The 14,881-nt window shown below is 68.7% G+C and carries 7 protein-coding genes; 5 read left to right on the top strand and 2 right to left on the bottom strand.

Translation table 11 applies throughout. The annotated features are described in order from the left end of the window. Positions 1 to 67: 67 nt before the first annotated feature. From ACLBYA_RS29185 to ACLBYA_RS29175, 3 genes are all read left to right on the top strand, one after another. Complete coding sequence (locus tag ACLBYA_RS29185; RefSeq protein WP_447712971.1) at positions 68 to 1,462, top strand: WS/DGAT/MGAT family O-acyltransferase; 1,395 nt, start codon at positions 68 to 70, stop codon at positions 1,460 to 1,462. Positions 1,463 to 1,521: 59 nt separating this feature from the next. Further along, positions 1,522 to 3,033, top strand: coding sequence for an alpha/beta hydrolase (locus tag ACLBYA_RS29180; RefSeq protein ID WP_447712970.1), 1,512 nt, complete (start codon positions 1,522 to 1,524; stop codon positions 3,031 to 3,033). A gap of 85 nt (positions 3,034 to 3,118) precedes the next feature. Beyond that, positions 3,119 to 4,636, top strand: coding sequence for an alpha/beta hydrolase (locus ACLBYA_RS29175; RefSeq protein ID WP_447712969.1), 1,518 nt, complete (start codon positions 3,119 to 3,121; stop codon positions 4,634 to 4,636). A 1-nt stretch (position 4,637) separates the two neighbouring features. Here the strand turns inward: ACLBYA_RS29175 and ACLBYA_RS29170 are convergent, their stop codons facing one another. Next, complete coding sequence (locus ACLBYA_RS29170) at positions 4,638 to 5,804, bottom strand: ABC transporter permease (protein ID WP_447712968.1); 1,167 nt, start codon at positions 5,802 to 5,804, stop codon at positions 4,638 to 4,640. A gap of 84 nt (positions 5,805 to 5,888) precedes the next feature. Between ACLBYA_RS29170 and ACLBYA_RS29165 the strand changes: the two genes are divergently transcribed. Both ACLBYA_RS29165 and ACLBYA_RS29160 read left to right on the top strand, forming a co-directional pair. After that, positions 5,889 to 7,226: a glutamine synthetase family protein gene (locus tag ACLBYA_RS29165; protein WP_447712967.1), complete on the top strand. Its 1,338-nt coding sequence runs from the start codon at positions 5,889 to 5,891 to the stop codon at positions 7,224 to 7,226. Positions 7,227 to 7,235: 9 nt separating this feature from the next. Beyond that, the gene (locus tag ACLBYA_RS29160; RefSeq protein ID WP_447712966.1) at positions 7,236 to 10,196 is read left to right on the top strand and encodes a bifunctional [glutamine synthetase] adenylyltransferase/[glutamine synthetase]-adenylyl-L-tyrosine phosphorylase; all 2,961 of its coding nucleotides are present in this window, start codon (positions 7,236 to 7,238) and stop codon (positions 10,194 to 10,196) included. A gap of 3 nt (positions 10,197 to 10,199) precedes the next feature. Here the strand turns inward: ACLBYA_RS29160 and ACLBYA_RS29155 are convergent, their stop codons facing one another. Then, entirely contained in the window at positions 10,200 to 14,876 is a 4,677-nt protein-coding gene (locus tag ACLBYA_RS29155) for a M4 family metallopeptidase (protein WP_447712965.1), read from the bottom strand. Between the last annotated feature and the right edge of the window lie 5 nt (positions 14,877 to 14,881).

The raw sequence follows: 14,881 nt of genomic DNA, 5'->3' as shown, positions 1-14,881 counted from the left end.
GCCGAGGTGAACGCCTGGTTAAGTGGATTTGCTCACACCATCACCGGTCCGCCCTACCATCGGCTGCATGCAACGACTGAGTGGTCTCGATGCCAGCTTCCTCTACCTCGAGACGGCCGCCCAGCCGCTGCATGTCTGCTCGATCCTGGAGCTGGATACCTCGACGATGCCCGGCGGATACACCTTCGACCGGCTGCGCGACGAACTGACAATGCGGATCAAGGCGATGCCGGAATTCCGGGAGAAACTCGCCGACAGCAGGCTCAATCTCGACCATCCGGTCTGGGTCGAGGACGAGGATTTCGACGTCCAGCGGCACCTGCACCGCATCGGTCTGCCGCATCCGGGCGGACGCGCCGAACTGTCCGAGATCTGCGGTCACATCGCCTCGTTGCCGTTGGACCGCAGCCGCCCGCTGTGGGAGATGTGGGTCATCGAGAACGTCGCCGGCACCGATGCGCACTCCGGTGGCCGGCTCGCGCTGCTGACCAAGGTGCACCACGCCGCCGTCGACGGCGTCACCGGTGCGAACCTGATGTCGACGCTGTGCACCACCGAACCCGATGCGCCGCCGCCGGATCCGGTCGCAGGCGTGGGTGGCGCATCCGAACTGGAGATCGCGATCAACGGCGCTTTTCGTTTCGTCACCCGGCCGCTGAAGCTGGCCAATGTGCTGCCTGCGACGGTGTCCACCGTCGTGGACACCGCCCGCCGCGCCACCAAGGGCCTGACGATGGCGGCCCCGTTCGCGGCTCCCAAGACCGCGTTCAACGCGAATGTCACTGGGCACCGCAACATCTCGTTCGCCGAGCTGGACCTCGCCGATATCAGGTCGGTCAAGGACCGCTTCGGGGTGAAGGTCAACGATGTGGTGATGGCACTGGTCTCCGGTGTGCTGCGCCGGTACCTGCTCGACCGTGACGAGCTCCCGGAATCCTCGTTGGTGGCCATGATCCCGGTGTCGGTGCACGATAAATCCGACCGGCCCGGCCGCAACCAGGTGTCGGGCATGTTCTCCGAGCTGCACACCAATATCGCCGACCCGGGGGAGCGGCTGCTGGCGATCGCGGAGGCCAATTCGGTGGCCAAACAACACAGCTCGGCGATCGGGGCCACCCTGCTGCAGGACTGGACACAGTTCGCCGCGCCGGCCGTGTTCGGCGTCGCGATGCGGGTTTACGCGAGCAGCAAGCTGTCCGCGGCCGCGCCGGTGCACAACCTGGTGGTGTCGAATGTGCCGGGCCCGCAGGTGCCGCTGTACCTGTTGGGCTGCGAGGTCAAGGCGATGTACCCACTGGGCCCGATCTTCCACGGCTCCGGGCTGAACATCACCGTCATGTCGCTGCGCGGCAAGCTCGACGTCGGCATCATCTCCTGCCCGGAGTTGCTGCCCGATCTGTGGGAGATGGCCGACGACTTCGCCGTCGAGATCGCTGAGCTAGTTGCAGCGGCCGGCTCGTAGGGCGGGTCAAGACGCTGCCTCACCTGCCGCGATATCAGCGCATGGCAGCATGGTCAGCCATGAAGCTCACGCGCGGGATTCTCGCGGCCTCGATGACACTGCTCCTGGTCTCCGGATGCAGCAATGCCATCGACGGCCGTGCCGTGCTTTCCGCGCCGCGGCCGGGCACCCCCGTGCAGTGGGGGCCGTGCGAGGGCGGGGCGGGCCAGTCGCAGATCCCGACCGGTGCCGAGTGCGGTCTGCTGTCCGTGCCGGTCGACTACGCCAACCCCGACGGCGACGTCGCCCAGATCGCGATGATGCGGATCAAGGCCACCGGCACCAAGATCGGCAGCCTGTTCATCAATCCGGGTGGGCCCGGTGAATCCGGGGTGTCGGCCGCGGCCTCGTTGGTCGGCAGCCTGCCGCCGTCGGTGCGGGAACGCTTCGACCTGGTCGGGTTCGACCCGCGCGGGGTCGCCGGGTCCAAACCGGCACTGTGGTGCAACTCCGACGAGGACAACGACCGGCTGCGCGCCGACCCGATGGTCGAATACGACGACGCCGGGGTCGCCCACATCGAGGCCGAAACCCAGGAATTCGTCGACCGCTGTGTCGAGAAGATGGGCGAGGATTTCCTGGCCAATATCGGAACCGAGAGTGTGGCAAAGGATCTCGATGCGATGCGGGAGGCCGTCGGTGACGAGAAGCTGACCTACCTGGGTTACTCGTACGGCACCCGGATCGGCGCCACCTACGCCGAACTGTTCGGCGGGGACAAGGTGCGCGCGATGATCCTGGACGGCGCGGTGGATCCCAATGCCGACCCGTTGGAGGCCGACCTGCGCCAGGCGCAGGCCTTCCAGACCGCCTTCGACGACTACTCCGCGGACTGCGCCAAGGAACCCGACTGCCCGCTGGGCACCGACCCGGCCAAGTCCACCGAGGTGTACAAATCGCTGGTCGACCCGCTGGTCGAGGACCAGGCACCGACCGGCGATCCGCGCGGGTTGAGCTACAGCGACGCACTGGTGGGGACGATCCTGCCGCTGTATTCGCCGAACCTGTGGCGCCACCTGACCGATGGGCTGAAAGAACTCCGCGCCGGCCGCGGTGACACCATGCTGGCGCTGGCCGACCTGTACATGGGCCGGGATGTCAACGGCCACTACAACAATTCGACCGATGTCCGGATCGCGGTGAACTGTGTCGACGAGCCCCCGGTCACCGACCGCGAGGCCGTCATCGAGCAGGACCGCAAGGCCCGTGAGGTCGCCCCGTTCATGAGCTACGGCGAGTTCACCGGCAACGCCCCGATGGGCACGTGTTCGTTCTGGCCGGTGCCGCCGACCTCGGAACCGCACGAACTCAAGGTCGAGAACATGCCGCCGACGCTGGTGGTGTCGACCACCAATGATCCGGCGACGCCGTACCAGGCCGGTGTCGACCTGGCCCGTCAGATCGGCGGCACGCTGCTGACCTACGAGGGCACCCAGCACACCGTCGTCTTCCAGGGCAACGCCTGCGTTGACGACATCTCGGCCGAGTACCTGATCGACGTCGTGGTCCCGCCGGAGGACACCCGCTGCTAGCTCGTCGGCGGACAGGTCACGAAGCCGTCACCGTCTGATCAACGCACCGGTTCGTGGCCGGGTGCCGGGCCCGCCGCATGCAACCATGGCCGACATGTGGCTGGCGGGCAGGCTTTTCGCGATGCTGCTGGCCTCCCTCGCCGTGGCCGGCATGCTGTGCGCACCCGCGCACGCCGAACCCGAGGCAGTCTTCGGCCAGCCGGTGGTGTGGGGCAGTTGTGCGCAGTTCCTGGGCGAGCGGCCTGTCATCAGCACGGCGCAATGCGGCACAGTGCCGGTGCCGGTGGACTGGACGAGCCCCGGCGGCGCGCAGGCTCAGCTGGCCGTCATCCGGATACCGGCCTCCGGGCAGCGGATCGGCAACCTGATGGTGAATCCGGGCGGGCCCGGCGCCTCGGCCGTCGACACCGTCGCCGATATGGGCACCGCGCTGGCCGAGACCGAGATCGGCAGGCGCTTCGACCTGGTGGGCTTCGATCCGCGCGGAATCGGCTACTCCACCCCGCAGTTGCGCTGCCGCAGCGATGCCGAGTTCGATGCCTACCGGCGCGAACCGATGGCCGATTACAGTCCGGCCGGGGTGGCGCACATCGAGAACGTCCACCGCTGGTTCGCGCAGTCCTGCCTGAATCGGATGGGCCCGGACTTCCTGGCCAGTATCGGCACCGCCACCGCCGCCCGCGATATGGACACCGTCCGCGCGGCGCTCGGCGACGAGCAGGTCAACTATCTGGGCTTCTCCTATGGCACCGAGCTGGGCACCGCGTATGCCGAGCAGTTCCCGGACCGGGTCCGGACCATGGTGCTCGACGGTGCGATGGACCCCGCGGCCGACCCGATCGACGAGAACATCGCTCAGCTGACCGGATTCCAGGGCGCCTTCACCGAGTACGCCACCAACTGCGCGCGCTCACCGGATTGCCCGCTGGGCACCGATCCCGCCCAGTTCGTCACCCGCTATCACGAACTCATCGATCCGTTGGTGCAGCGGCCCGGCCTGACCTCCGATCCCCGCGGCCTGAGCTACGCCGACGCCATCACCGGAACCGCGAATGCGTTGTATTCCAAGCGGTATTGGCCGTACCTGACCAGCGGGCTACTGGGCCTGCGGCGCGGCACCGACGCCGGCGATCTGCTGATGCTGGCCGACGATTACCTGGGCCGTGACGCGGCGGGCCGCTACACCAATCAGCAGGACAGTTTCACGGCGATCCGCTGCGTGGACGCCCAGTACCCACCCGATCCGGCGGTATGGGCCGAGGCCGACCGGCGCACCCGGATCGCCGCACCCTTCCTGGAGTACGGCACCTTCACCGGTATCGCGCCCCGCGATATCTGCGCGCTGTGGCCGGTGCCCGCCTCGGGCAGCACGCGACCCGCGGTATCGCCGGGACCCGGCAGGGTCGTCGTGGTGTCGACGACCCGGGATCCGGCCACGCCGTATCAGGCCGGGGTGAGCCTCGCCCAGCAACTGCAGGCCCCGCTGATCACGTTCGACGGCAGCCAGCACACCGTGGTGTTCAACGGGGACGCCTGCGTGGACACCGCGGTGCTGGCCTACCTCACCGAGCAGGTGTCACCGCCGGCCGATCTGCGGTGCTGAGTCAGCCCGCCGGTTTCCGGAACGGGACCATCTCACGGGACAGCAGCGCGCGGACGCGCGGTTCGCGGCTGCAGGCCACCGCGAACACCGTCAGCAGCACCCAACTTGTCAGGGCGCTGGCCAGCACCAGGGCAAACGCTGCCCAGTCACCGCCCACCAGTTCGCGCGAGGCGGTCTGGCGCGACCACAGCCGCCAGTAGATCATCAGGTTCACCGTCAGCCCGACACCGTAGGACAGCGCGAAGGAGAACAGGAACGGCTTCCAGGTGCCGTCGGCGATGCGGGCCGAAAACGGTTCGTGGCGAAGGGGATACACGACCGAAAGGACATTGCCCACGCCCAGCCAGATGAACACCATGGTGACCAGCTGGTCGATCATCGCCACCGGATTGCCGTCCCCGGTTGCCGTCAGGGCCAGGATCACCGGCAGACCGGCGCCGATCACCAGTGTGGCCATCGCCAGGTTCTTGGTGACCAGTACCTGCCAGATCCGTTCGCCCGCCGACAGGGCGCGGCGCACCCGCTCGGCCTCGAAGCACAGTGCGTTGGTGCAGATGACGCTGCCGATGACGGCCGAGAACAGGTAGAGCGTCAGCCGGCCGGCGTCGTAGCGGACCAGCCCGGCGAAGTGATAGAAGGCCACGATGCTCAACGCGATGCCCAGGGTGATGGCCGTGCGGGCCAGTATCGCTCGCGGTGAGTCGAACACGATGTGCCGAAGCTCGGCTGCCGCCCGGCGGGCCAGGCCGGGCAGCGCCGGGCGGGCGCGGCGCAGCACGGCGGCGCGCGTCGGCTCCGGGACGATCTCGCGGGCCCGCGCGACGGTCAGCACGGCCTCGGCCACCGCGGCCCGGGCCAGTCCGACCGCGACGACGACATCGGCAGCGGCCGGCTGCTCCCCGCTGGTGGCTGCCACGCCCCGGGCATGGTCGGCGGCGCGTGCCAACCACTGCGGTGACGCGCCCGACGCGCCGATGTCGGCGCCGATCGAATCCTGCGACCGGGCGACCTCGACACGCGCCGTGCGGGCGGCCGCGGCGAGCGCGGTATCGTCGCCCCACTCGGCGGCAGCCGCGGCGGATTCGGCCATCCGCAGCACGTCGGCCAGGGCCCGCAGTTCTTGCACAGCGGCCGGCGATGCGCTGCCCGGCCCGGGGTCGTCGATCACGGCACCACTGAACCACGTGAAGATGCACGAATCCGGACTCGGCCGCGTAACACGGATTTAACAGCCGGTACCTAGGCTTCTGGCATGGACCGCCAGAAGGAATTTGTGCTGCGCACGCTGGAGGAACGCGATATCCGTTTCGTCCGGTTGTGGTTCACCGATGTGCTCGGGTACCTGAAGTCGGTGGCGATCGCGCCCGCCGAACTCGAAGGTGCCTTCGAAGAGGGCATCGGATTCGACGGTTCCTCCATCGAGGGTTTCGCGCGCGTCTCGGAGGCGGACATGGTCGCGCGGCCCGATCCGTCCACCTTCCAGGTGCTGCCGTGGACCACCAGCGCCGGCCAGCACCACTCGGCGCGGATGTTCTGCGATATCACCATGCCCGATGGCTCACCCTCCTGGGCGGACTCCCGGCATGTGCTGCGTCGGCAGCTGGCCAAGGCCAGTGACCTGGGTTTTTCCTGCTACATACACCCGGAGATCGAGTTCTTCCTGCTCAAGCCGGGCGCCGATGACGAGCCCCCGGTGCCCGCCGACAATGGTGGTTACTTCGACCAGGCCGTGCACGATTCGGCTCCGAATTTCCGTCGGCATGCCATCGACGCGCTGGAGCAGATGGGTATCTCCGTCGAGTTCAGTCACCACGAGGGTGCGCCCGGCCAGCAGGAGATCGACCTGCGTTACGCCGATGCGCTGTCGATGGCCGACAACGTGATGACCTTCCGTTACCTGGTCAAGGAGGTCGCCCTCGGTGACGGGGTGCGGGCGTCGTTCATGCCCAAGCCGTTCGGCGAATACCCGGGCTCGGCCATGCACACCCACATGAGCCTGTTCGAGGGCGACAACAACGCCTTCCACAGCGCCGACGACCCGCTGCAGCTCTCCGATGTCGCCAAGTCGTTCATCGCCGGCATCCTGGAGCACGCCAGCGAGATCAGTGCAGTCACCAACCAGTGGGTGAACTCCTACAAGCGTCTGGTGCACGGCGGCGAGGCGCCCACGGCGGCGTCCTGGGGTGCAGCCAACCGGTCCGCGCTGGTCCGGGTGCCGATGTACACCCCGCACAAGGCGTCCTCGCGCCGCATCGAGGTGCGCAGCCCGGACTCGGCCTGCAACCCCTACCTGACCTACGCGGTGCTGCTGGCCGCCGGGCTGCGTGGTGTCGAGAAGAACTACGTACTGGGCCCGCAGGCCGAGGACAACGTCTGGAGCCTGACGCCGGAGGAACGCCGCGCCATGGGTTACAAGGAGCTGCCTGGCAGCCTCGGCGTGGCGCTCACCGAGATGGAGAACTCCGAGCTGGTCGCGGAAGCGTTGGGGGAGCACGTGTTCGACTACTTCCTGCGCAACAAGCGCACGGAATGGGAGAACTACCGCAGCACGGTCACCCCGTTCGAGTTGAAGAACTACCTGTCGCTGTAAGTTCGAGGGGTGCCCAAACCTGCGACGCAGCGCCCCACGCTGCCCGGCGTCGGACGGCTGGGCCTCGTCGAGCTGACCGCCCGTGAGGACCTCAACCGGCTCGGCTGGATCACCGACGACTATGTGGAACTGCTGTGGTCGCTGTCGCGCGCGCCCGACGCCGATGCCGCGCTGCGCACCATGGTGCGACTGGCCGACGCGCTCGAGGGCGATTGGGATGAGCTGAACCGGTCGCTGCTGAAGGACAAGTCCCTGCGCGGGCGGCTGTTCGCGGTACTGGGTGGCTCGCTGGCTCTCGGTGACCACCTGGTGGCCCGTCCGCAGGCCTGGCGGCTGCTCGCCGGCAGGGTGACCTTGCCGTCCGGTCCGCAGTTGCGTGAGGCCTTCCTGGCCGAGGTCGCCGCGATCACCGACCTGCGGTACGCGAGCCTGACGCTGAAGAACCTGTACCGCGATCACGTGCTGGTGCTGGCGGCCCTGGACCTGGCGCCGACCGTGGAGAACGAACCGGTGCTGCAGTTCAGCACGGTGGGCGAACACCTTTCGGATCTGGCCGATGCCGCGTTGGAATCGGCGCTGGCGGTCGCGGTGCGCACGGTGTGCGGGGACGACACCCCGGGGCCGACGATCTCGGTGATCGCGATGGGCAAATGCGGTGCCCGCGAACTGAACTACGTCAGCGATGTCGATGTCATCTTCGTCGTCGACGATGCCGACGGCATCACCACCAGGGTGGCCGGGGAGATGATGCGGTTTGCCGGTGACACCTTCTTCGAGGTGGACGCGGCGCTGCGGCCCGAGGGTAAGCAGGGCCAGCTGGTGCGCACCCTGGACTCGCATATCGCCTACTACGAACGCTGGGCCAAGACCTGGGAGTTCCAGGCGCTGCTCAAGGCCCGGCCGGCCGCCGGTGACGCCGAGCTGGGCGCGCGCTATATCGAGGCCCTGATGCCGATGGTGTGGACTGCCTGCGAGCGTGAGGATTTCGTCGCCGATGTGCAGGCAATGCGGCGCCGCGTGGTCGAGCTGGTACCGGCCGGGGTCCGGGAACGCGAGCTGAAGCTGGGCACCGGTGGGCTGCGCGATGTCGAATTCGCGGTCCAGTTGCTGCAGTTGGTGCACGGCCGCAGTGATGACTCGCTCCATGTCGCGTCGACGGTGGACGCATTGGCGGCGCTGGGCGCCGGCGGTTATGTCGGGCGCGACGACGCCGCCAACCTCACGGCGTCGTATGAGTTCCTGCGGCTGCTGGAGCACCGGCTGCAGCTGCAGCGCCTCAAGCGCACCCACATGCTGCCCGAGGCCGATGACGAGGAGGCCATGCGCTGGCTGGCCCGGGCCGCCCACGTCCGCCCCGACGGGCAGCATGACGCGCTCGGGGTGCTGCGCGGTGAGCTCAAGCGACAGAGCCACCGGGTGTCCCGGCTGCATGCCAAGCTGTTCTATCAGCCGCTGCTGGAATCGGTTGGCAAGCAGGGCTTCTCGGATGTCATGTCGACCGAGTCCGCGGAGCGTCAGCTGGCCGCGCTCGGGTACGAGGGGCCGCAGAGCGCGCTGACCCATCTGGCCGCACTGGCCAGTGAGGGTGGCCGGCGCGGCCGGGTGCAGCAGGTGCTGCTGCCCACCCTGCTGGAATGGCTGTCGGACACTCCGGACCCGGACGGTGGCCTGCTGGCCTACCGTCGGATCAGCGAGGAACTCGGTGACCTGCGCTGGTATCTGTCCACGCTGCGCGACGAGGGTGCTGTCGCCAAACGGTTGATGCGGGTGCTGGGCACCTCGGCCTATGTGCCCGATCTGTTGATGCGGGCACCGGAGGTCATCCAGCTCTACGCCGACGGCCCGCACGGCCCGAAACTGCTCGATGTCGATCCGGAGACCGTGGGCCGGGCGCTGGTGGCCTCGGCCGGGCGCCATACCGATCCGTCCCGGGCGATCGCGGCGGCCCGGTCGCTGCGCCGCGCCGAGCTGGCCCGTGTCGCGTCGGCCGACCTGCTGGGCATGCTCGAGGTGACCGATGTGTGCCGGGCGCTGACGTCCATCTGGGTGGCGGTGCTGCAGGCCGCCCTGGAGGTGGTGATCCGCGACAAGGCCCCGGCCGGCGGCGCACCCGCCAAGATCGCGGTCATCGGGATGGGCCGCCTGGGCGGCGGTGAGTTGGGCTACGGCTCCGATGCCGATGTCATGTTCGTCTGTGAACCGGCCGACGGCGCCGAGGAGACAGTGGCGGTCAAGTGGGCGGTGTCGGTGGCCGAACAGGTACGCGCACTGCTCGGAACACCCAGTGCCGACCCGCCTTTGGAGGTGGACATCGGCCTGCGGCCGGAGGGTCGTAACGGCCCGCTGGTACGCACTCTGGCGTCGTACGAGGCGTATTACTCGCAGTGGGCGCAGCCCTGGGAGATCCAGGCGCTGCTGCGCGCGCACCGGGTGGCCGGCGATCTGGAGCTCGGTGAGCGTTTCCTGCTGCTGGCCGACAAGACGCGTTATCCGGCCGGCGGGGTGTCCGCCGAGGCGGTGCAGGAGATCCGTCGGGTGAAGGCCCGCGTCGACGCCGAACGGTTGCCACGCGGTGCCGATCCGAACACCCACACCAAACTCGGCCGTGGCGGTCTGGCCGATATCGAGTGGACGGTGCAGCTGCTGCAGCTGCGCTACGCCGACAAGATCCCGGCCCTGCACAACACCTCGACACTGGACACCCTCGATGCGATCGGGGCGGCCGAGTTGCTCGCCGAAGGTGATATCGCCCAGCTGCGCGAGGCGTGGCTGACCGCGACCCGGGCCCGCAATGCGCTGGTGCTGGTGCGCGGTAAGCCCACCGATCAGCTGCCCGGACCCGGGCGGCAGCTCAACGCGGTTGCCGCCGCGGCCGGCTGGCCGAACGGCGACGGCGGGGAGTTCCTGGACAACTACCTGCGGGTGACCCGGCGGGCGAAGTCCGTGGTGCGCAACGTCTTCGGCGGCTGACGCTCAGGTCAGCCGGTCGGCCACGATACCCACCGAGTCGAAGGCGGACTTGATGGCACCGATCTGGCTGTCGTTGAAGCCCTGGGCGCGGGCCGAACTGACGACGGCGTACCGGGCATCGATGAACTTCGCCGTCGACGGCAGCCGGTACAGCGAGTCGTAGAACACCCGCGCCCACTGCTCACCGGAGATCTGCTCCCTGGTGGCGTCCATCATCTTGTACGCCGCGAAGTTGAAGATGCCGCTGTTGCTGTGCACGTAGTCGAAGTCGTCGTTGTCGTTGCAGCCGCACGGGTCCACGTACCGGTTGGCGTAGTTCTCGGGCTGCCGGTAGTCCGAGGGATCCTCCATGTTGCGATACGGATTGCCGGCCGCGTCCTCGGCGAAAAGCCAACGGGCCGAGCCGGTCTTGTTCTCGATCAGCGCGCCCATGATGTCGGCGTAGGACTCGTTCATGGCGCCGGACTCGCCGAGGTAGGCCAGGCCGTTGATGTGGTCGATGACCGCATGGGTGTATTCGTGGGCGACCAGATCCAGTGCGGCCTGGGTATTTCCGGAATCGCCGAAGACCAGTACCGACCCCGTCCAGGCGGCGTTGCGCCAGCCGGCCGCCGCCGATCCGCTGGGGTTGTAGTCGATGGCCATCATCACCGCGGCGCCGTTGTCGTCGAACGAATCCCGGCCCAGGATCGAGGCGTAGTAGTCGTAGGTCCGGACCATGTTGGCCTGCGCCGACACCGCTGCCGCCAACCACCGGGTGGTGTAACCGACCACGGTGCCCGGGATGTTGGGCTGTCCCACCCAGCCGGCCTGCACATAGCGGGTGGCGTACGTGGTGATGTTGCGCGTCACGTCGGTCAACACGATCGAGGTGCCGGTGTTGGCGGCGGTGACGGTGCGCACCTTGCCCAATTGGTCGGTGCCCGAGCTACGCACCGGCGCCAGCGCATGTTTGGCCTTGGAGAACTCCGAGAAGATGGTGCCGGGAGCAGAGCCGTTGGCCGAGATCAGGTAGCGCACACCGACCGAGGGATACACGCTGTCCGGTGCCGATCCGACGTGCACCGCCCAGGCCAGCCGGGGTGCGTTGTTCAGATCCTCGGCGTAGATCACCAGTTCGGGGGTGAACGTCAGCGTCGCGAAGAACGCGTCCCTGGTGGCCTGGCTGGGGTTGCCGCCCAGATCGGCCAGCAGGTCGGTCTTCACCAGGTCGATGGCCTTGGCCGCGGTGTTGACCAGCGCGGCGGGGTGGGTGTTCACCCCGGTGACGGCGGGGTCGTAGTTGCTGACCAGACCGGTGACGCGGCCGGTGGCGTCGGTGGTGAGCACCACCTCGCTGCCCAGCACCCGAACCCCGTTGACCGTCGGCCGCAGCCGGTAGAACACCGATCCGAAATCGTTGGTGGACACCGTGATATCCGCGGCATTGGCGAATCCGGTGGGCACCCCCAGCAGCAGCGAGATGCGATTGAGGATGGCCGCCGCGGAGGTGGCGTCGGTCACGCTGTCGACGGTGAAGGTGCCGTCGATGTTGCGCACCTTGCCCGCAGCGTTGCGGCCGACGTCGAGATACCCGGTCGAGGCCAGGTTCTTCAGCTCGGCCAGGGTGAGGGTGCCGTCGACATCGGGGTGGACCGCCGAGATGCCGATGGTGACATCGACGGGCACACCGTCCTGTCCGTCGAGGGCGGACACCGTGAACGTCAGCGCATCGTCTTCCGGCGTGAACCAGGCGCGGTAGCGGGTGACGACGGTGGGGGCGAAGACGAAGGCGCCGGTGTTGGGGTTGATGGTGAGCGTGCCGGTGGTCGGCGCGGCCGAGGTCAGCAGATAGCTCAGCGGCGAGGAATCGCTGACATGGATCTGGCCGGTGACCACCCCGGTGATGCTGTTCACCGAGGAGGTGTAGGCGATGGTGCCGAGCGTGGGCAGCGTATTGCCGGGGGTGGATGCCGCGATGCCGACGGTGACCGTGACGGTCTGGACGGCGCCGTGACCGTCATCGACGGTGACGGTGAAGGAGTCGGTGCCGGCCCCGGCGGCGCGGGCGGCCGCGGTCGGGGTGTAGCCGAAGGTGCCGTCTGCCGCCAGCGTCACCGCACCGCGGGTCGGGCCGACCGGCACCGTGAACGTCAGCGGATCGAGATCGGCGTCGGTGACCGTGATGGTGCCGGTGACCCGGCCGGTGCCGGTGTGCGTCTGCAGCCCGGTGATCGACGCGATACCCGGCGCGGTGTTGCGTGGTGCGATGGTCAGGGTGAGGGGCACCGCGACGACGCCACCGTGACCGTCGTCGACGATGATGGTGACGTTCTCGGTCTTGGCCGCCGGGTCGCTGGTTGCGGCGGCGTGGCGGGCGGTGACGGTCGGGGTGTAGGTGAACCTGCCGTCGGCGCCGACGACCAGGGTGCCCTTCATGGTGGCCGCGGTGCCGTCGAAGGTGATGCGGTCACGGTCGGCATCGCCGGCGGTGACCGTTCCGGTGATCACCCCGGTGGCCGAGTTCGGTTGTCCCACAGTGACTCGGTAGGTCGGCGTGGTGTTGCCGGGCAGCACGGCCAGGCTGATGGTCTGGGTGACGATGCCGCGGCGACCGTCGTCCACGGTGATGGTGACGGTGTCGATGCGGTCGGTCAGCGGTGCGATGTCGGCGGCCGCCTTGTGTCGGTTCGCAGCGGTCGGGGTGTAGGTGAAGGTGCCGTCGGCGCCGAAGGTGATGGTGCCCTTGGTCGGTGCCGACGTCACGGTGATCTTCAGGCGGTCACCGTCACCGTCGGTGACACCGGTCGTGCCGGTCACCACACCGGTGGTGGCATTGCCGGTACCGGCGGCGGTACCGACCTCGGGTCGTTGGTTGGGCGGGACGAGGGACACCACGCGCAGTGCGCTGCCGTCGGTCAGGTAGATCTGCATACCGTCGGGGCTGGTGGCGATCCCGCCCGCAGCACCCCCGGTGTCCAGGGCGGTCAGCGCGGTGCGGGTGGCGGTGCTGTAGACCGCGAGGGTGCCATCGGTTCCGGCCAGCATCAGCAGCGACCCGTCCCGGCTGACGGTGGCGTGGTTTGTCGTTGTGCCGGTGGCGAATTCACCGGCCACGGTGTGCCGGCTGCTTTCCACGACCTTGACCGTCGTCCCGGTGACGGCGTAGATCGACCGGGAGTCCCGGCTGACGGCGAGTGCCGAGGTGTCGGCGGTATCGGCGATGGTGCGGGCGGTGTGGTTCCACCACGAGGAGGTGGAGTACACGGTGACACCGGCCGGCGTTGCGGTGTACACCCGTTTGCCGTCGGGGCTGACGGCGATCGAGGAGGCTCCGGCGGTGTTGCCGACCCAGGCCAGGACGCGGTTGCTGGAGGTGCCGAACTTCGCCATCTTGCCGGTGGCGTTGCCGATGTATAGCGTGCCGCCGCCGGTCGATATCGCCAGCGCGGTGGGTGTGAATTTCAGTGCGATGGTGCGCCGTACGGTGTTGGTGGCGGTGTCGATCACCGAGAGGGTGTTGCTTCCGGCGTTGGCGACGTAGACGGCGCGGCCGTCGGGTTTTACGGCCACCGCGATCGGGTTGGTCCCGACGGTGATGGTGGTCAGCACGGTGCCGTTGATGGTGTCGACGACGGTGAGTGTGCCGTTGGCCGAATTCGTCAGGTACGCGCGGTTGTTGGTGGCGGCCACCGCCGTCACCTGGTGCCCGGTGGTCACGGGCCCGAGCTGATGCACCGGTGTCGGGTCGATCGCGATGGTGACGTCTGTGCTGACCTTCGGGGTGCGGCCGTCGGACACCGTCACCGTGAACGTGGCATCGGGCTCGGTGCCCAGGCCGGCACGGATGCGTTGGGCCGCGGTCGGGGTGTAGGTGAACGCGCCGGTGCTGCTGCTGAAGGTCAGCGTGCCCTGCGCGGGCGGGGTGACCACGGCATAGGTGAGCCGGTTGTCGTCGGTGGCGACGATGCGGCCGGTCACCGCTCCGGTGCCCGGATCCGGTTCGCCGATCTCGGGTTCCAGGACGACGGGCTGTCCGGGGATCGGTGCGGCCGCGGTGGTGATCGCGGCGGCGGTGCCGGTCTCGGCAGCCGTCGCACCCAGCTCGCGACGGGCCGCGGCCAGCAGCGTCCACAGCCCCGCGGTGGCCACCGGTGCATCGGTGCCGCCGCCGGCGGTGGGTGCGGCCGATACCGCTTCGACGGTGGCGACGGCCGCGCCTGCCGCCGCTGCCTCCGGTTTCGGCACCGGTGGTGGCAGCACCGGATCGGGCGCGGTGACCACCGGTTCAGGTGCCGGTGCAGGCGCCGGCGGGGGTTCGACGGTGGCCGTGCGCGCGGTGGCGGTCTGGGGCCGGGGTGCGGTGGCGGTGCGCACGGTGCGCTCGACGGTGGTCCGCGCGGATTTCTTTTTCTTCTTCGGGGTGGGTTCCGCGGTTGCGGACCGCTCCCCGGTGTCGCTCTCGGTCGCGGTCTCTGAGGTGGGTGCGGACTGCTCGGCGTCGGTCGTCGGGGCATCGGGGGTGGTCGCGGACTCCTGGGCCGAGGACTCCGGTGCCGAGGATGTGGCGTCGGTCGCCGCGGGGCCGGTGTCGGCATCCGGTTCGGCCCACGCCACCGGGCAGGCCGCCCCGATACCGAGTGCCACCGCGAGGGCGCCGACCCGGCCGATGTGGCGTGCGTAAGCCGGTGCCCGTTTCACCCGTG

The organism is Mycobacterium sp. C31M (assembly GCF_053345865.1).
Note: the sequence above shows the minus strand (reverse complement) of the source record. Positions and strands in the feature narration are given on the sequence as shown.